This is a genomic window from Flavobacterium bizetiae, from assembly GCF_902804475.1.
GTDB classification, from domain to species: Bacteria; Bacteroidota; Bacteroidia; order Flavobacteriales; family Flavobacteriaceae; genus Flavobacterium; species Flavobacterium bizetiae.
Window position 1 is genome coordinate 1 of record NZ_CADCSU010000148.1, and the last position, 19,043, is coordinate 19,043.

Here is a 19,043-nt window from a genome sequence, read left to right on the forward strand (position 1 = left end):
GCCTCAAAGATTAAACCTGAAAATGAAATAGGTCAGGAGTCTCTTAAAAAAGTAGATACTTTAAAAGATATTTTAAGAGAAAACATAATGAATCAGGCACTTGGAACCTGGAAAATGATTGGAGACAAACCAATCTGGGCTGTAAGTCAAACCAATTCTGATGCAGAAAAAGATTTTGAAGAATTAGTAGAAATCAATCAAAATGAGATTTTATTTTTTGAGAAGAATAAAAAAACTCAGGAAAAGAAACTGACTAAAACCGAGAAATTGGTATACTACAACAAAGAGAAATCCGATGCTGGCTTTTCGGATATTATTTTATCAGACGGTACTATTTGGCATTGTATGATTAATGAAAGTTCAGACGAACTTCGGGTTATCAATATTGCAACGCAAGGTGAAAATGGCGTAGAGAAAATAGAAAATAACAACATCGAACGATTTTATAGTAAAGTAAAATAACCAAAAAAAGGTCTTCGTAACGGAAGACCTTTTTTTATATACAAGAAAGAAGTTTGTTATAAGAACTTAAACCCTAATGAAATATTAGAAGTTCCGGTTTTTATGCTTCTGCCAGAAGGATCAAGATCTGTAACCCCGGCAAGATATCGGTAATCTAAAGTCAGTTTCCATAAATCGACACCAACGCCGCCAAGAATACTGCTGTTGTTCTTTTCAAAAGCAATATAATTCAAACTATTATTCGCTTTTATATCCGAATAATTTTTCCAGTTGTATCCGGCAAAAATGCGGACATTTCCTAATTTTCCTAAAGGCACAACTTTAAAACCAATAAGGAGTGTTGCATCAGTTCCTGATAATTTATATTCGGTTTCTCCAATTCCGGTTTGCGAAAGACTAAATTCTGATTTAGCATAACCAAATTCTGCCTGTCCATAAAAAAGCAACAAATTTACCCGCGCAAATCCTGCAACGCCATAGCCTGTTCCGGAGCTTTTAGAACTGAAATCATCAGTACGCGGAGAAGTACTATTATACGAAAACTGAGGTCCAAATTGTATCAATTGTGCAAAACCATTCGCACTAATACATAATAATGCTGCTAAAATGAACTTTTTCATAACTGGTATATTTATTTTTAGATAGCATAAAAATAAATATTATTAATCAGAAAAGAATGATTTATCTTATTTATTTAGTCTATGCTTTTGGTAATGAATGAAATGTGTGTGCTGTTAATTATAAAAATATAATTTGTAAATCCTGTAAATTTGTATACTTGAACCAAATCATGATTTATGAATATTAAAGCAATCGAAGCTTCGCAAACCTGGCAAATCAGGCATGAAGTAATGTGGCCGGATCAGCCTTTTGAATTTGTTAAGCTCGAAGAAGATAATGCTGGTTTACATTTTGGCGTTTTTGATCGGGAAAAACTAGTTTCGATAGTTTCCTGCTTTATTGTTAATGATGAAATGCAGTTTCGAAAACTCGCTACTTTAGAAGATTTTCAGGGAAAAGGAATTGCATCAAAATTGCTTGAATATATTTTGAAGCTTGCAAAAGAAAAGGATTTAAAAAAAGTTTGGTGCAATGCACGAACCAATAAAAAATCATTTTATGAAAAATTTAAAATGATTGATACGAATAAAACTTTCACAAAATCAGGACAGGAATTTACCATAATGGAAATTTTATTATAGAAATAAGAACCAATTTTATCGAATAAAACATACAGCATCAATTATTTATGAATTTGATGGTTTTCGAAGGGTTAAACACAGCTATTTAGTATGATTCTGATTACCAGTCTTTTTTTTATGATTTTTCTGCTTGAAAAAATAAGATTTTAATAATATTGATGCTTAAAAAATCAATTAAAACGTTTTCGCTTTTATTAAATGTTAAAGCTTATAAAAAAATCTTTTTTTGTTTCGATACTTTGATTACTTTCGCACCCAAATGAGAAAGTTAATAGTATTTTTAGTATTCATGAATTTGCTTCTGCTTGGCGGAGGGCAATATCTTAATGCTGGTACACCACAAAACTTTCACCACCACACTCTTGAGAAAAAGCACCGAGTGAAATTCACCAATCAGGATCAGGGCAGTTCAATCATTGAAGATGCCGATGTAGATCTTGAAGAGGAATATCTTGGAAGTGATCTTGATGATGGACTTACTAATAAGTTTTTTGCAACAAATTACAGTTTACTTGACAATTGGTACCTTTCCTTTTCAAGTCAGACTATTGTAAACGATTATAATCGTTTTAAAATCTTCGTGCCATTCTGTGGCCAGTCAAATCCTATTTACATTACCCAACAGGTTTTACGTATTTGATTCAACAGTATACATCGGTTACCTAAGTTGTGATCCTGCATATTTTGTTGATGTATTTTTTCTACTTCTTCTTGTATGAAAGTTAAGTTATAACTAAGGCTGCCTGATGCATTTTTTCATCTAAAGGAATCACTGTATTCCAAGCATTCAATCGCTTAATTTCCAAACTAAATCATGAAAAGAATTATCTTGTTCACAGGCTTAATTGGCCTAGTGTGCCTTACTAGTTGTACAACTAAAAAAGAAGAAAAAGAAGAAGTGGAAAAATTTACCGCAACAAATCCGGTACTAATCGATACTTCGTTTGTAAAAGAATATGTTTCTCAGATTAAATCTGTACGTAACATCGAAATCCGCGCTCAGGAAAAAGGATTTCTACAAAACATTTATGTTGATGAAGGACAGTTTGTAAAAAAAGGACAACTGTTGTTTAAAATTATGCCAAACATGTATCAGGCTGAATTGCTTAAAGCACAGGCTGAACAAAAATCAGTAGAAATAGAATTGCAAAATTCAAAATTACTGGCAGATAAAAATATCGTTTCTAAAAACGAATTAAGTGTTGCTCAGGCAAAACTACAATCAGCAAAAGCTGAGGTTGCATTAGCAAAACTTCACTTATCATTTACAGAAATCAGAGCTCCGTTTGACGGAACTATCGACCGTATTCCATTAAAATTAGGAAGCCTTATTGATGAAGGCGAATTAATGACAAGTCTTTCAGACAACAGTCAGATGTTTGCTTACTTCAATGTTTCAGAACCAGAATACATTCAATACCAAACAGATGTAAAAGACCGCGCTGATAATAAAGTAAGCCTGGTTTTGGCCAATGGTGATACTTTTAAAGAACAAGGAAAAGTAGAACTTATCGAAAGTGAATTTAACAACGAAACAGGAAACATTGCTTTTAGAGCACGATTCCCTAATTCAGCTAAATTGCTTAGAAACGGAGAAACAGGACAAGTTAAAATGTTAGTGCCTCTTAAAAATGCGATCATAATTCCGCAAAAAGCAACTTATGAAATTCAGGATAAAAAATATCTTTTTGTTATTGATAAAAACAATAAAGTAACTTCTAGAGAAATCACAATTACAGGTGAAATCCCTGATTTGTACGTGGTTAAAAGCGGAGTTACTCCAAATGATAAAATTTTACTTGAAGGTGTTCAAAAGGTAAAAGAGAATGACAAAATTAAATATGAATTCCAATCTCCAAAAGAGGTAATGAATCATTTGCGCGTAAAAGCAGAATAGATTTAACTGGTTTAATCATTAAAAAAATATAAAATGTTTAATAAATTTATTCAAAGACCTGTACTGTCGATAGTAATATCGCTTATAATTGTCTTTTTAGGGGTATTGTCGGTATTAAGTTTACCTATTACACAGTTCCCTACAATCTCACCACCAATGGTGAATGTTACCGCAGATTATCCAGGATCTAACGGTGAATTAATGATCAAGGCCGTTGTAATTCCTCTGGAAAGAGCCTTGAATGGAGTTCCCGGAATGAAATATATGGCTTCTGATGCCGGAAATGATGGTGAAGCTACGATCAAAGTGGTCTTCAACTTAGGAACAGATCCTAACCAAGCCGCGATCAATGTTCAAAACCGTGTGGCTTCGGTTACCAATAAATTACCTCCGTTAGTTATTAGAGAGGGTATTAAAATTACCCGAGAAGTACCGAGTATGTTGATGTACGTGAATCTTTACAGTACAGATAAAAATACCGATATGAAGTTCTTGTACAACTATGCTGATATCAACGTACTTTCTGAATTGAAAAGGGTAAATGGTATTGGTTCAGGAGATATTTTAGGAACACGTGAATATGCTATGCGTATTTGGTTAAAACCAGATCGTATGTTGGCGTATAAAATTTCTGCTGATGAAATAATGGAAGCATTATCAAGTCAGAGTTTAGAGGCTTCGCCTGGTAAAACAGGAGAAAGTTCTGGTAAACGCTCTCAGGCTTTTGAATATGTATTAAAATATTCAGGACGTTTTACAACAAAAGAGCAATACGAGAATATCGTTGTAAAATCAAACGCTAACGGGGAACTTTTACGTTTGAAAGATGTTGCTAAAGTAGAATTTGGAAGTTCGATGTACGATATTTATTCGAACTTAAATGGTAGACCATCTGCTGCTATTGTATTGAAACAATCGTTTGGTAGTAATGCCAATCAGGTTATCGAAGAAGTAAAAGCTAAATTAGAAAAAATCAAGACAAGATTCCCTAAAGGAATGGATTATGAAATTTCGTATGACGTTTCTAAATTCCTTGATGCTTCTATCGAAAAAGTAATTCATACCCTTGTAGAAGCTTTTATTCTGGTAGGTATAGTAGTATTCCTTTTCTTAGGAGACTGGCGTTCAACGGTTATTCCGGCAATTGCAGTTCCTGTATCCCTGATCGGAACATTTGTGTTCATGACTTTCTTTGATATTTCATTGAACTTAATTACATTATTTGCCTTAGTACTTGCAATTGGAGTCGTCGTCGATGATGCCATTGTGGTAATCGAAGCTGTTCACGCCAAGATGGAAGAGGAGCATCTCTCGCCACTTAAAGCGACTAAAAAAGCAATGCATGAAATTGCAGGAGCAATTATAGCGATTACCTTCTTAATGGCAGCGGTATTTATTCCGGTTGCGTTTATGTCTGGTCCGGTTGGGGTATTTTACAGACAATTCTCTGTAACTATGGCAACGGCTATTATCCTTTCTGGTATTGTGGCTTTGACTTTAACGCCGGCACTTTGTGCGATGATGTTAAAAAACAATCACGGTGAGGTTAAAAAGAAAACTCCGGTAAATGTATTCATAGACGGATTCAACAATAAATTCAATTTAGCGCAAGGAAAATACCAAAATCTATTGGCTAAAATTGTAAACAGAAGAGCGGTTACGATTGTTGCACTTCTTGCATTTTGTGCCGGAACATGGTTAATTAGTAGTTCTGTTCCTTCTGGGTTTATCCCGAATGAGGATCAGGGTATGTTTTATGCTGTAATTCAGACACCACCGGGTTCATCATTAGAAAGAACTAATAATATTGCTGAAAGACTTCAAAAAATTGCAGAGAAAATTGATGGAGTAAAATCTGTTTCTTCATTAGCAGGTTATGAAATTTTGTCTGAAGGTACAGGTTCTAACTCAGGAACTTGTTTGGTTAACCTTAAAGACTGGAGTGATAGAAAACATTCTGTTCTTGAGATTATGGCCGAAATGGAAGAAAAATCTAAAGATATTGCAGGTGCTAATATCGAATTCTTTCAACCGCCTGCTGTACCAGGATATGGTGCTGCCGGAGGATTTGAGCTTCGTTTGTTAGACAAAACAGGTTCTAATGATTACAAAAAAATGGAGCAGGTAAATAATGATTTTGTGAAAGAGTTAAATACTCATCCGGAATTATCTAACGTGTTCAGTTTTTATAGCTCTAGTTTCCCTCAATATATGATGAAGGTAGACAATGATATGGCGCAGCAAAAAGGAGTTTCTATCGAAAACGCCATGAATACGTTGTCAACTCTTGTGGGAAGTAACTACGAAATTAGTTTTATTAAATACGGAATTAACTATAAAGTAATCGTTCAGGCTTCTCCGGAATACCGCGCTCAGCCAGATGATATTTTAAAGTTGTATGTAAAAAACAATCGTGATGAAATGGTTCCTTTTTCTGCTTTCATGAGATTAGAAAAAGTATACGGACTTTCTGAAATTACTAGACATAACATGTACACTTCTACACAAATTAGTGGTTCTGCAGCGGCAGGTTATAGTTCTGGTACAGCGATTAAAGTGATTCAGGAAGTTGCGGCTAAAAAATTACCAAGAGGTTATGATATTGACTGGGCAGGTATCTCTGCCGATGAGGTTGCTCAGGGTAATCAGGCGATTTGGGTATTCTTAATTTGTTTAGGATTCGTTTACCTGGTATTAGCAGCTCAGTATGAAAGTTTTATTTTACCATTATCTGTAATTCTTTCTTTACCAGCCGGTATTTTTGGAGCTTTCTTATTATTAAAATTAACAGGATTAGAAAATAACATTTATGCTCAGGTAGCGATGGTAATGCTTATTGGTTTACTGGGTAAAAATGCCGTGCTTATTGTAGAGTTTGCGATACAGCGACATGCAGCAGGAAAATCAGTACTTGAAGCTGCAATGGAAGGAGCGAAAGCGAGGTTCCGTCCTATTTTGATGACTTCATTTGCTTTTATTGCGGGATTATTGCCGCTTGCCTTTGCTACAGGTCCGGGTAAAATTGGTAACAGAACCATTGGTACTGCTGCTGCCGGAGGTATGCTTATAGGTACTATTTGTGGAGTATTCGTAATCCCTGGCTTGTATTTCATTTTTGCCAAAATTGCAGAGAAACATAAATTGGTAAAACATGAAGAAGAAAATCCATTAACAGAAGAAATTGATAACAATCATGTATAAATTCAAATCATATCAATATGGTATTGCATTAGGTATATGTCTTACGGTTGCGGGGTGTAAAGCCCCTGCGCCTGAGACAGCTCCTACAACCAGTAAACCAGTTCCTGAGTCGTTTGGCACAACTGCTCAAACTCAGGATGCTAATAATAATACCTCAGCTTTACAATGGAAAGATTACTTTAAAGATCAAAACCTTGTAGACCTGATCGATGTTGCTTTAAAGAACAATCAGGAATTGAATATTACTTTACAGGAAATTGAAATCGCTAAGAATGATATTCGTGTAAAAAAAGGACTTTTATTACCAACAGTAGGCGTTCGTGCCGGAGCTGGAGTAGAAAAAGTGGGTAGATATACCAGCCAGGGTGCAGGTGATGCTACTACAGAAATTAAACCAGGTGTAGAAACGCCGGATCCGTTAGGCGATTTTACTATTTCGGCTTACGCCAATTGGGAAGTGGATATCTGGAAAAAATTACGCAATTCTAAAAAAGCGGCCTTAAACAGATATTTAGCAACGGTTGAAGGTAAAAACTTTGTAATTACAAACCTTATTGCAGAAGTTGCTGATTCTTATTATGAATTAATGGCTTTAGACAATCAATTGGATATTGTAAAACAAACAATCAAATTGCAAACCAATGCTTTAGAAATTGTAAAAATTCAGAAGCAAGCGGCAAGAGCAACAGAATTAGGAGTTAAAAAATTCGAAGCAGAGGTTTTAACTTCACAAAGTTTAGAGTTTGGCATTTTGCAACAAATAAAAGAGTCTGAGAATAAAATCAACTTTTTGTTGGGTAGATATCCGCAGGAAATCAAAAGAACTACTAGTACTAATTTCTTAAGTTTATTACCAGCAGCAGTAAGTTCAGGAATTCCGTCTCAATTATTAGCGAATCGTCCTGATGTTAAGCAAGCTGAACTAGAGTTGGTAGCGGCAAAATTAGATGTAAAAGTAGCTCGTGCTGAGTTTTATCCTTCATTGGATATTTCGGCTGCAGTAGGTGTTCAGGCTTTTAAACCATCTTATTTGTTTACATTTCCAGAATCAATATTATATTCTTTAGCGGGAGATCTTGCTGCGCCATTGATTAACAGAAATGCGATCAAAGCAGAGTTTGCCAGTGCAAATGCAAGACAACTTCAGGCATTGTATAATTACGATCGTACGGTTTTAAATGCTTATTTAGAAGTTTCGAATCAGCTTTCTAAAATAGATAATTTGCAAAAAGGGTACGATCTTAAATCGAAACAAGTAGATGCTTTAAACACTTCTATTGATGTTTCTACTGATTTGTTTAAATCGGCCAGAGTTGATTATTTCGAAGTTTTAATGACACAACGTGATGCATTAGAAGCGAAATTGGAATTAGTAGATACTAAAAAAGAACAATTAAATGCTGCTGTCCATGTTTATAGAGACTTAGGCGGCGGTTGGAAATAATATTGCCTGTTAATTTGTAGAGAAAAAGCCTTTCAAGATTTAATTTTTTGGAAGGCTTTTTTGTTTCAATTAAAGTATTTTCATTCTGTATATTTGTAAGTCAAAAGAAATTTTATGAAAGATCTTATTAAACCAGAAGCATTAAAGCGTGGAGATAAAATTGCCACGATATCGCTTTCCTGGGGTGGTGCGGGAGAATTATTACAGCGCTATGAATACGGAAAAAGCAGCTTCAGGAGGTATTTGGGCTGGAAGTTGTTGAAACTAAAAATGACTTACAATCTGCGGATTGGATTTATAATAACCCAAAAGCACGTGCTGAAGATTTGATGGAAGCTTTTTCAGATCCATCGATCAAAGCGATTATTTCAAACATTGGAGGAGAAGATAGTGTAAGGATTTTACCTTTATTAGATTTTGATATTATAAAACAAAATCCGAAAATATTTCTGGGATTTTCTGATGCAACGATTACTCATTTTGCGTGCTTAAAAGCGGGAATAACTTCTTTTTATGGTACTTCGGTTCTGGTTGGTTTTGCTGAGAATACGGGTATGCATGAATATCAGATTGAGGATATTAAAAATACATTGTTTTCTAATCAGGCTATTGGTGAAATTAAGAGTAGCAAAGGCTGGACATCAGAATATCTGGATTGGTTTGATGCTTCGTTGTCAAATACAAAAAGGCAGCTGATACCTTCTCAGGGATGGAATTTCTTGCAGGGTCACGGGAAAGTTCAGGGAAAATTAATAGGAGGTTGTTTAGATGTTTTAGAATTTTTGAAGGGTACTAATTTATGGCCACAAGATGAGGAATGGGATAATTGTATTTTGTTTTGGGAAACTTCTGAAAATAAAGTTGAGCCAAGAGCTTTTCGATATTGGTTACGCAATTATGCTGCACAAGGAATTTTGCATCGTGTAAGTGGAATTATCTTAGGTCGTCCTTATGATTCAAAATATATGGAAGAATATAATAGTGAGATTCTGAAAATTATGAAGGAAGAAAATCTGACCAATCTTTCTATTATTACTGAGATGGATTTTGGTCACACTTGCCCAACGTTTACGATTCCGTTTGGTGTATTAGCAGAGATTGATTGTGAAAATAAGTCATTTAGTATATTAGAAAGTGGCGTAGTCTAATTAGTTTTACAAAGATCAATTTATTATATAAAGACTTTTAGGGCCTAATCTTGAAAGTCTTTCTTATGAAAATGAATGCCCTAGCCCTGATAGAAGAGGAAATCCTTTTGTGGTGGGGTTCACCGCAAAAGATTGAAACGGATAGCAGGAAATAGCTCCTTAAAAATAATAGCTTAGATTTTAAACAATAGTAACACCGGATTTTTTGTAGGATTGAAAAGTTTCATCGTCCGGAGAAATATTGGTTACGAGAACATTTATATCTCGAAGAGGACAAACGAAATAAGATTCGGCAGTATCAATTTTTTCAGCAGAACCTAATGCGATAACAAAATTTGAATTTTGAATCATATTCTTTTTAATCTGCGAATCATCGTATAAAATACCGGTAACTCCTCTTTCGTGGTGTATACTGCAAAGTCCCAAAATACAAATATCGGCTCTAAAATTCCTGAAGAAATCTATGGTTTCTATACTGGCGGTGGTAAAGGAAGTTTTGCACATTTTTCCGCCTGCAAAAATCAATTCGATATTGGGTAAATCTTCGACTAAGGCCGCAACCGGAAAGCTGTTGGTAATTACGGTAATTTTTAAGTCGTAAGGAAAACTTGCCACTAAAGCCAGAGAAGTTGTTCCTCCGTCGATAAAAACTACCTGACCGTCTTTTAGAAATGAAATTGCTTTTTCGGCAATAATTTTCTTGTTTTCGAGATCGTGTTTTTCTCTTTTTCTAAAATGCAACGGAATAGGAGAGGGCGCAACGGCTCCGCCACGAACAGCTTTTAACAATCCTTGATCTGATAGCTCTTTTACATCTCTTCGTACGGTGTCTTCAGACACATTTAAGTATGCACTAAGCTCAGTTAGAGTTAATCGGTGCTCTTTTGATAAGTATTCTAAAATTACTTTTTGACGTTCTTCCTTTTTCATTTGCTGCGATTTTATATTGCAAAAATAAAATAAATTTGCAACATATTGCAATATTTGCTTAATTTTGTCGCAAAATAAATTATAATGAAGAAGAAAACTATAGCCATAGACATGGACGGTGTACTTGCCGACATAGAACACCAATTGATACAACATTACAATAAAGCAAACGGAACAAACCTTTCAAAAGAAAGTATTCAGGGATTGGAAGAGGAAGAAGCTTTTGTTGACCGTGCTGTTGTACGATCTGTTTTGAACGCAGACAATTTTTTCAGATCATTGCCTGTAATGCCTGATGCTGTTGAAAGTGTACGTGAGTTACAAGAGAATTTTGAAATTTTTATTGTTTCAGCTGCAACAGAATTTCCAGTTTCACTTGCTGAAAAAGTAGCCTGGCTGGGAGAACATTTTCCGTTTATTAAATGGGAAAATATTATTTTATGCGGAAGCAAAAGAATCATTAATACTGATTACATGATTGATGATCATTGCAAAAATTTAGATTATTGCATGGGCAAACCTATTATGTTTACAGCATTTCATAACATAAACAAAACGCATCATTTAAGGGTTAATAACTGGAAAGAGGTGGTTGCGGTTTTAAACGAAACATTATAAACTGAAGGGGTTATAATATTACTTGTTTTTTGAAGAAAAAAGCCTTTTGAGAGTAATCTTGAAAGGTTTTTTATTTTGGTATCGCTATTTTTGCTCTAAATCCTTTATCAGGTTCTGTCTCAAAATCAATCGTTCCTTTTAGGGCCTGAATACGGTTTTCCATATTTTGGAGTCCGTTTTTCGCTATTTTAGATTTTTCGGCTCCTTTGCCATTATCGGTATAGTTTATTATGATTGATTTTTGATCGCTTTCAAATTTTATAACTACCAGATTGGCATGACTGTGTTTCTTCATATTTACCATTAATTCCTGTAAAACTCTACTAATAGTAATCTTTTTTATGTCATCTATAATTTCCCAGTTGATGCTTTCTAAATTAGTGACCATGATGTTTCTTTCGTTGGTATTATAGGTCGAAAGCATATCTTTCAGGCTTTTGATAAAATCTTTGCCAGTGTCAATTCTATTGTTTTCTCTCGAAATTCCTCTCACGCGTCCGTAAATATCATCTAATTTTTGAAGTAGGTTTTCTTTAGTACTTTCTGCAGATAACGACTGAGATTCGGCAAAAGCGATTACATGAAATACATCATTAGCCAATTCATCATGAATTTTTTTAGCAATTCTAGTTTCAGTATTATAAGAAGTTTTGAATTCTATTGCCCTGTTTTTATTTTTATAATAGCGTATTAATATGGCTATTAAAATGACCAGAAAAATAAAAACGATTATAAAAACAATTCGTAAGTAGGTTGCTTTTTGAAGGGATAATAGATTTTCTGCTTTTTCTAAACGAAGTTTTGCATTTTCATCTTTTTCTATTTTTGCATCGTATTTAATTTTTGCAAACTTGTTTTTAAAGTTATTTCGAACCTTAATAATGCTGTCGTTTAAAGTAAAATACCGTTGCACATATTTGCTGTTCTGACTACTGTGATCGTTTGATATTAAAATTTGCAATGCTTCTAGTCTTTCATCAACACTATTTAGTTTTGTAGCAGTGTTGTAGGCCAAAAGAGCATTTTGATTTGATTTGTGAATGTCTTTTTTTGCATAATAATCAGCAAGATGCAGATAGCTTTCAATGCTTTTGTATACATCCTTAAATTCGTTTCTTGCCTGTAGTGCTTTATTCATTAAGAATAATCCTTTATCGTCCATTCCATTCTTAAAATAAGCATAACCCAAATTATCTATAATTGTAGCATTGTCAATTGGTTTAACTATGTTTTTTAAAAATTTATTATTTAAAAGAGATTCTAAAAGAGTAATTGCTTTATCATATTTTTTTTGTTGGATATAAACTGCGGCAATATTACTTATAGGGATTTGCTTTTGTACAGGATCTATGATGTCTTTTGCTGCTTCCTTGTAGTAAAGAATGGCATCATCATAAAGAGAGAGTTCTTTATCAGCAATACCTAATCTATTATTTATTTCAGCTGTGTAAACACTATTTTTTTTAACATACAGTAATGCTTCGGTAACGGTTTCCTTACTTCCGTAATAATCTCCGTTGACTTGCTGTATTGCTGCCATTTGAGTAAGTATGTAACCTATATTGGCACTATCTTTTTTTCCGCTTTCCCTTAAATTTTCGTAAAGTTGTTTTGATTTATAAAACTCATCAAAAGCGGTATTGAAGTTTTGCTTATCATAATTTTCAATGGCTTTATTTCGTAAACTAAGGGCCTCTTTTCGGACAGATTCTTTGTTAGTATTTATAGTCTTTTTTTCTTCACAGGAAAAAAGAAAAAGAACTAAAATAAAATAAAAAAACGGGGACCGTAACATACAAATTTACTTTCCCCGAAAATAGTAATTAATTAGATACTAAAAAGATATATTTATTAATCTTTTGGTACTGGAGGAGGTGGTTTCGTACCATCGTCACCAGGACCATCAGCATAAGTTGTTTTTATGTGATTAATAGCTTTTTCTGTATCCTTTTTTGGTTGAGTCTCATACTCATCAGGAGTACAAGAAAATATCGTGAATAATAGCGCAAAAGCGATAAAAAGTATTAGATTTTTCATTTTGATTTAATTTAGAAATTAGACATGAGTATTGCTGTCCGGATTTTATCCAGAGATTTTTTGGAGCAATACCAATTGATTTTTAGGAAGTAATTCGTGTAGAACAGTAAGACGTTATTTATACTTCCTGAATAAACTCAGTCTTACGGTTTTTACACTATTAGTTTGAAATAGTTTTTGTTTTTGTTTTAGTCTGCAGACAAAACCTGAACTAATTTCTATGGCAAAGTAAAGGCGCTTTGAGCCCTTTATTGATAAGGGATTCCCAGAATTCCCACGTTTTCCCGAGATTCCCGGGAATTCCTAAAAACAAAGTACAATGCATAGTAAATTTAGGCTCGTTAGAACGTGTAATGTGAATGAAAAACCAATCTGAGCTTTTATTATATAGAGATAAAAAGTCTTAAAAAGGTTGGTTTGAGTGATTAAAAAAAAGATAAATAATGTATTGAAGACGCACAAGAAATTGAGAATAGCGATAAAGCTAAAACAGTTGTTGAAGTAGAGAAAGAAATCATAGTAATAAAGAGTTTGGTTAAAAATGAACATGGAGGGTCTAAAGAGCTTCCTGAAAAAGAAAATCTTTTGTTTAGTTTCAGGAATATATTTTCTAAAAAAAACTCAGAAGATATATTCAGAAATGATAATTACGATTGTAATTGACGCGATCGGTTTAAAGTTTTTTGCTTGTTTATACTTTGTGCAGAAGAAAAATGAGACAAAGTAATTTCTAAATGTAATGAAGAAGCATTTTGAAAAATAAAATGGGAAAAAGAGTTGAAACGATAATTTTTTGAAGAGTAATTTTGGCGCATAATTAGATTGTTTTTTGGCATGTATTAGACTGTTATTTATACTATAAAGATAAGCAAAATATATCTATAAACCTAGTAAATACAAGGGAAGTTGTCGTTTTTTTTACTTTTAAACAGATAAGATTTTAGAAATTTTCACGTTCAGAATTACTACCTTTTTAAGCCGGAAAATTTGCTTTTTAAACACCATGGGATTGTAATAAAATTATCTATATTTATAAAACATTACAATAGATTTTGATTTTTAGTCAGGATCAGTTAAAAAAACATCTTTTATGAAAAAGCTTTTACTACTATTCATCGTTTTATGCACTTTTGGTTGTAAAAAATATGAAGTTTCGTTTGAACAGCCAACGGATATGAGACTTGACAACTTAAAACTGGAAGTACTTCTGGACAAAGAGAAAATTCAGGATATCAATTTAAAAGCAACCAATGCAATGCCTGGTTATGAAACAGCAGAGCTGCCAGTATCTGATGAGGGAAAACACCTGCTTCAGGTTAAGGTTAAAGACACTATTTTTAGTTATAATGTAAAATATCCTGAAGAGCGATATATTCTTGTAACAGCGCATTTAAAAACAAACGGAAAGATTTATATCGGAATCTTAAAACAGCAATATAAATTTAGATTTCGTCAATAGATAATTCTATTTGAAATGAAAAAGCCTTTCACAACTTAATTGCGAAAGGCTTTATTATTTTTAATTATTTAGTTTTAAGATAAAAAATCTTTGAACCACAATCCTGAATGTTTAATGGTTCTTTGCTGCGTTTCAAAATCGACGTGAATTAGCCCGAATCTGGCATTATAACCTTCGGCCCATTCAAAGTTATCGGTAAGGCTCCATACAAAATAACCTTCGACGTTTAAGCCGTCTTTTTTCGCTTTAAGAATTTGCTCTAAATGATCCTGAATATAATGCGTACGTTTGATATCATAGACTTTTCCGTTGCTTAAGGTATCCGGAAAGGCTGCGCCGTTTTCGGTAATGATAATCTTTTTAATGCTTTTATATTCGTTGAATTTTTTCAGGACGTGATATAGGGCAGGAGGATAAACTTCCCATCCCATTTCAGTAGATATTACGTTTCTCTTTTCGGCACTTATAAGTTCAGCGCCTATGTACGGAATCAACATCGATGATTTTACCACTTCACGCGTGTAACATTGCAGGCCTATAAAATCAAAATCAAAAGAGAGATTGTTAAGATCGTCTTCTAAAATATAATTATTAAGCTTTTTCAATACCGGCAAATCTTTTTGCGGATAGCCCAATCCTAAAATGGGTTCTATAAAAGTTCTGTTGAGTAAAGTATCTACACGTTTTGCAGCCTCGACATCTTTTGTACTTTCCGTTGCAGGTTCTATATGTGTACAAGAAAAAGTTGTACCAATATTGGCCTTGGGAATTCTGTTTCTCAATATTTTTGCGCCGGCAGCAGTAGCCAATGTTACGTGATGCATGGCTTTAAGATAATTAGTAATACCTTTTTTTCCAGGTGCATGAATCCCCAGAAAATATCCTGCTCCGGTAAAAACAGAAGGTTCGTTGATGACCATCCAGTTTTTTACCCGATCTCCAAAATATTGTGCGCAGACTTCTACATATTCAGAAAACCATGAAACTGATTCGCGATTGGTCCAGCCCCCTTTTGTTTCTAAAGCATGTGGTAAATCCCAATGATAAAGAGTGATCCAGGGTTCGATTCCGGAAGCCAGTAAAGAGTCGATGATTTTGTTGTAATATTCGATACCGGATTGATTTACAGGATGAATTCCTGTAGGCATAATTCGGGGCCAGCTGATAGAGAATCTAAAATTCGGAATATTTAATTCGCTTATTAAGTCGATATCGTTTTGGTACGAATTGTAGAAATCGCAGGCTGTTAGAGCATGATGTCCGTTTTTTATTTTTCCTTTTTGCGATGTAAAAACATCCCAGATAGAAGAACCTTTTCCATCGGCATCGTGTGCTCCCTCAATTTGGAAAGCGGCGGTTGAAACACCCCACAAGAAATCATCTCCAAATTGGTCTTTGTTCAAAAATGAGTTCTCAATTTTATTCATTCAAATAGGTTTTCCTTTATTTTTATTGTAATATATTAATGAAGGAAAGAGGATTGCATAGCTCTTAAAAACAGCCATTCTTTGAATGATACCAGGAAATTTAGATTAAAGAATTTCATAACGTTTAGTTTTAATCAAATTAATAAAACTAATATGAATTTAACGTAATGTAAAGATTATTAAAATGTTAAGTGTTTTTTGGTTGTGCTGAAATCCTTGTAGTCACTTAAAAAAAAGCGGATCATTTTTTTTTTTTAACCGCCATGTGATCTTAGACGGTTTATTTGAGTTTGCTAATTTCTTAAACAATAAAATTAAAGAATTAGATCAGATGAATATTGAGAAAGCTATAATCTAATGATACTTTGTATTTTTGATGAAATTGCATCTTTTCTTATTTTAAGTGGTAAAACTAAACAAGCTGCCAAAACAAAAGGAAGCGTAAACGGTCCTCCTGCGGTTTGAAGAATAGTAAAGTTAGAATTTACAAGAGCAATATTGATAATGACACAAATCACAACCGAAAGAAAAACTAAAATACCATCTCTTTTTTTATCGCCTGCGAAAGTGATCGCGCACGGCATTAAAACTAAATAATCCCATACTAATTTGGTTTACAGGTTCGTGTACATGAAAAGAAATTGCTGCACTAAGGGCAGAACCCATCAAGCCGTACAAAGCTGCGACAGGTGAACTTATATAAACACCAATAAAAAATAGAAGTCCTGCCCAAATACTTCCCTGAAAAATAACTTCTCCAAAACCATTTGTTTCTGAAGTAAAATTATCAATGTTAGATAAATCAGGAACACAAAGATTTATCAATAGTAGATTCTTTTTTTAAGTGCTGAGGTAATGAAGTTGAATTACCTATATTGGATAATAAAGCAAAACTAGAAAACAATAAAAATATAAAGGTGAAGAGTAAAACATATGCTGTTTTATTCTCCATTTTTATCTCTTTATATGTTTTTTTATCTGATATTTTGTAAATAATGTTTTATAGAATTACAGCATGGAATTGTTCAATATGGTTATTTACTTGGTAAATTTTTGTTAAAATAAAAATTAAGAAACTAGGGAAATTTTCATTATAAAAAAAAACACTCAAATACAGCAAAAAATAATTCTTAATTATTTGTATATGAGTGTTTTTTAATTCCTGTATTAATCTTCCCAACCACAAAGGGTAAGGCCTAAACCTTTTGCTTGTTTAATGGATGTTTTAACAGTTCCGTGGTTGCAGGATGAGAGACCGCGGCAAGTTTCTTTAAAATGATATTTTTTTGCACCGGTTGAACCGCAAATATAGATACTGGTTTCAGGAGGTTTAAAAGAAGTTAAAAAAATAAACAACAAGAGTAAAGTATATTTCATCAGATTTTTATTTGACAATTAATTGATATTCATTTCCTTCTTTATCAGAGGCTTTTAGCTTTCCGTACGAAATCCATTCGGTATTAATTTCAATATCAGGAATTGTATCTGCAATTAAAATTCCCGCACCGAATTTTCCCTGAACATTGATATTTCCGCGAACCGAATCGCCTTTGCTATTAATTCCTTTTACATCATAATTATATTCGTAATGTCCCGGATCTCCGGTTCTGTATTCGTATTGGTAAGTATGATTTACATGATATGTTTTTGCTTCTTCAGCAGTTATCGTTTTACGATCGTCTGCAGTAACAGTTAATTTGTAAAACGAATTTATTTCTGGTGGAGGCGGAGCAGAAGCCCTTTTGCAGGAAAAAATAAAAACTAATAGAAATAGAATAGAGTAGTTTTTTTGCATAGGCATTTTGAATGAAGGATTTTATAAAATGAAAATTGGTTTTTTTAATTTTTAATTAAAAACGTAATAGTTTTGAGTCGCTAATCTAATTCGAAATAGTCTCTTTAAAATGCGTATTAATACTTGATTTACGCTTTATCAGTTTCGTAAAGCGCGACTGTTTCTAAAAGTTCTTTTTCGTATTGATACACATCGTCGATGGATGAGATTGGTAATTTGGTCTCACTTTTATTTTCATTAAATAAACTGATATATTTTTTCCCTCCATTTAAATGTAATCTGCACAAAGGCTTACGATTATTGTCGTCTAGTAAAATTCCAAAATACGATTGTGTGTCGCGATGTACGATTCGGTTAGTTGGGAGTTTTCTGCGCAAAATGGCGACTACTATACGATAAGCATCTAATTCTTCCTCGGTTGTAATAGTTTTGGTATCATCCTCAACGATTACAATTTCTTCGTCCTGTTGTTTAATAGTTTCTTTTGTTAAAGCAGCATTTAGACGATCATTGATTTTATCGTTAATGTATTGACTAACTGATTTCTGAACTAAATCTTTAAATTCATCTACTACTTTTTCAGTAAGTCTTCCTGTATAAACTTTACCTGCAAAATGTCTTGTAAATTCGTTAGAAGGACTTTCTAATTCGGCATTAATTTGTTTTTTGATTTCTTTAATATATTTAAGAGAACTTGCATTGCTTACAATATTATTGACATCAAAATTGGCCTTATGAAACTTTGCAATTTCATTGATGGTATTTTCTTTGAGGTTGGTAATATCAAATTCCAGAAATGGCTTTTCATCCATTTTATTCTGATCGTCTAAATCTGTAAAGAACTGATATGTAATACCATTGGTTAAAAGGGCAAATCGGGTTTTGGTAACATGAAAATAACGGAATAATTGCGAGTTATGTACTGTTAGTTTTTCTTTCCAGCTTTTGCATTCGACAATAATAATTGGTTCTCCGTTCTGAAAAATAGCATAATCAACCTTTTCTCCTTTTTTAAGTCCGAGATCTGCTGTAAACTCAGGAACGACTTCAAGCGGATTAAAAGCATCGTAGCCTAAAATGTGAATAAAAGGCAAAACAAAGGCATGTTTTGTAGATTCTTCGGTTTCGATTTTGGTTTTTAGCTGATTGATTTTATCTGCTAATGATTTAAGTTGAATATTAATTTCCATGGCTTTTTAGTTTAGATTATTAATTCAAACTTAAAGCTATTTGAAACCAGTATTTTATGGAAATCCGTAATTAGAGAGAATTTAAAAATAATTTTTGGAGATGGTATAAATAGAAAAAAAGAGGACAATAGAATTAAGAGTGGTCGGAAGAAATTCCGGCCACTTTATGTTTTAAATACTTTTGAAGGATCTCCGCCTGCGAAGACTATCATTATTGCAGTAATAAGTTCCCT

General features: G+C 33.4%; 18 protein-coding genes and 1 pseudogene. 9 read left to right on the top strand and 10 right to left on the bottom strand.

Annotation, left to right across the window (positions count from 1 at the left end; translation table 11 throughout):
- Positions 1-462 (top strand): hypothetical protein (locus tag FLACOL7796_RS19910; RefSeq protein WP_173972548.1); only part of this gene is annotated, 462 nt, incomplete at its 5' end.
- A 56-nt stretch (positions 463-518) separates the two neighbouring features.
- Here the strand turns inward: FLACOL7796_RS19910 and FLACOL7796_RS19915 are convergent.
- On the bottom strand, positions 519-1,082 hold the full coding sequence (locus FLACOL7796_RS19915) for a porin family protein (RefSeq protein ID WP_173972549.1): 564 nt from the start codon (positions 1,080-1,082) through the stop codon (positions 519-521).
- 177 nt (positions 1,083-1,259) lie between these two features.
- On the opposite strand from FLACOL7796_RS19915, the gene FLACOL7796_RS19920 reads away from it, so the two are divergent.
- The 6 genes and pseudogenes from FLACOL7796_RS19920 (at position 1,260) to FLACOL7796_RS19945 (ending at position 9,354) form a co-directional block, all read left to right on the top strand.
- A complete protein-coding gene (locus FLACOL7796_RS19920; RefSeq protein WP_173972550.1) occupies positions 1,260-1,664 on the top strand; it encodes a GNAT family N-acetyltransferase in 405 nt (134 codons plus the stop codon).
- A 259-nt stretch (positions 1,665-1,923) separates the two neighbouring features.
- A complete protein-coding gene (locus FLACOL7796_RS19925; RefSeq protein WP_173972551.1) occupies positions 1,924-2,304 on the top strand; it encodes a hypothetical protein in 381 nt (126 codons plus the stop codon).
- Positions 2,305-2,478: 174 nt separating this feature from the next.
- Positions 2,479-3,561 (top strand): efflux RND transporter periplasmic adaptor subunit, encoded by a 1,083-nt coding sequence (locus FLACOL7796_RS19930; RefSeq protein ID WP_173972552.1) that lies wholly within the window; start codon positions 2,479-2,481, stop codon positions 3,559-3,561.
- A 33-nt stretch (positions 3,562-3,594) separates the two neighbouring features.
- Positions 3,595-6,762, top strand: a complete 3,168-nt coding sequence (locus tag FLACOL7796_RS19935; protein WP_173972553.1) for an efflux RND transporter permease subunit — start codon at positions 3,595-3,597, stop codon at positions 6,760-6,762.
- Positions 6,755-8,206: a TolC family protein gene (locus FLACOL7796_RS19940; protein WP_173972554.1), complete on the top strand. Its 1,452-nt coding sequence runs from the start codon at positions 6,755-6,757 to the stop codon at positions 8,204-8,206. Before FLACOL7796_RS19935 ends, FLACOL7796_RS19940 begins: the two co-directional genes overlap by 8 nt.
- A gap of 114 nt (positions 8,207-8,320) precedes the next feature.
- Positions 8,321-9,354 (top strand): annotated as a pseudogene (locus FLACOL7796_RS19945) (S66 family peptidase).
- 180 nt (positions 9,355-9,534) lie between these two features.
- On the opposite strand, the gene FLACOL7796_RS19950 reads toward FLACOL7796_RS19945, so the two are convergent.
- On the bottom strand, positions 9,535-10,284 hold the full coding sequence (locus FLACOL7796_RS19950) for a DeoR/GlpR family DNA-binding transcription regulator (RefSeq protein WP_173972555.1): 750 nt from the start codon (positions 10,282-10,284) through the stop codon (positions 9,535-9,537).
- Positions 10,285-10,368: 84 nt separating this feature from the next.
- Here FLACOL7796_RS19950 and FLACOL7796_RS19955 point away from each other — a divergent pair, with 84 nt between their 5' ends.
- On the top strand, positions 10,369-10,902 hold the full coding sequence (locus tag FLACOL7796_RS19955) for a 5' nucleotidase, NT5C type (protein ID WP_173972556.1): 534 nt from the start codon (positions 10,369-10,371) through the stop codon (positions 10,900-10,902).
- Positions 10,903-10,972: 70 nt separating this feature from the next.
- On the opposite strand, the gene FLACOL7796_RS19960 is transcribed toward FLACOL7796_RS19955, so the two are convergent.
- Positions 10,973-12,697, bottom strand: a complete 1,725-nt coding sequence (locus FLACOL7796_RS19960) for a tetratricopeptide repeat-containing sensor histidine kinase (protein ID WP_173972557.1) — start codon at positions 12,695-12,697, stop codon at positions 10,973-10,975.
- A gap of 56 nt (positions 12,698-12,753) precedes the next feature.
- Positions 12,754-12,939 (bottom strand): hypothetical protein, encoded by a 186-nt coding sequence (locus FLACOL7796_RS19965; protein WP_173972558.1) that lies wholly within the window; start codon positions 12,937-12,939, stop codon positions 12,754-12,756.
- Positions 12,940-14,029: 1,090 nt separating this feature from the next.
- On the opposite strand from FLACOL7796_RS19965, the gene FLACOL7796_RS19970 reads away from it, so the two are divergent.
- Positions 14,030-14,398: a hypothetical protein gene (locus tag FLACOL7796_RS19970; RefSeq protein ID WP_173972559.1), complete on the top strand. Its 369-nt coding sequence runs from the start codon at positions 14,030-14,032 to the stop codon at positions 14,396-14,398.
- Positions 14,399-14,472: 74 nt separating this feature from the next.
- Here FLACOL7796_RS19970 and FLACOL7796_RS19975 read toward each other — a convergent pair whose 3' ends face one another.
- From FLACOL7796_RS19975 to FLACOL7796_RS20000, 6 genes are all read right to left on the bottom strand, one after another.
- On the bottom strand, positions 14,473-15,825 hold the full coding sequence (locus FLACOL7796_RS19975; RefSeq protein WP_173972560.1) for a GH1 family beta-glucosidase: 1,353 nt from the start codon (positions 15,823-15,825) through the stop codon (positions 14,473-14,475).
- 347 nt (positions 15,826-16,172) lie between these two features.
- Positions 16,173-16,409, bottom strand: a complete 237-nt coding sequence (locus FLACOL7796_RS19980; RefSeq protein ID WP_173972561.1) for a hypothetical protein — start codon at positions 16,407-16,409, stop codon at positions 16,173-16,175.
- Positions 16,378-16,650, bottom strand: a complete 273-nt coding sequence (locus tag FLACOL7796_RS19985; protein ID WP_173972562.1) for an urea transporter — start codon at positions 16,648-16,650, stop codon at positions 16,378-16,380. The genes FLACOL7796_RS19980 and FLACOL7796_RS19985 overlap by 32 nt, the downstream gene beginning before the upstream one ends.
- Before the next feature lie 342 nt (positions 16,651-16,992).
- Entirely contained in the window at positions 16,993-17,202 is a 210-nt protein-coding gene (locus FLACOL7796_RS19990; protein WP_173972563.1) for a hypothetical protein, read from the bottom strand.
- 7 nt (positions 17,203-17,209) lie between these two features.
- Positions 17,210-17,620, bottom strand: coding sequence for a hypothetical protein (locus tag FLACOL7796_RS19995; RefSeq protein ID WP_173972564.1), 411 nt, complete (start codon positions 17,618-17,620; stop codon positions 17,210-17,212).
- A 128-nt stretch (positions 17,621-17,748) separates the two neighbouring features.
- A complete protein-coding gene (locus FLACOL7796_RS20000) occupies positions 17,749-18,810 on the bottom strand; it encodes a type I restriction endonuclease (protein WP_173972565.1) in 1,062 nt (353 codons plus the stop codon).
- Between the last annotated feature and the right edge of the window lie 233 nt (positions 18,811-19,043).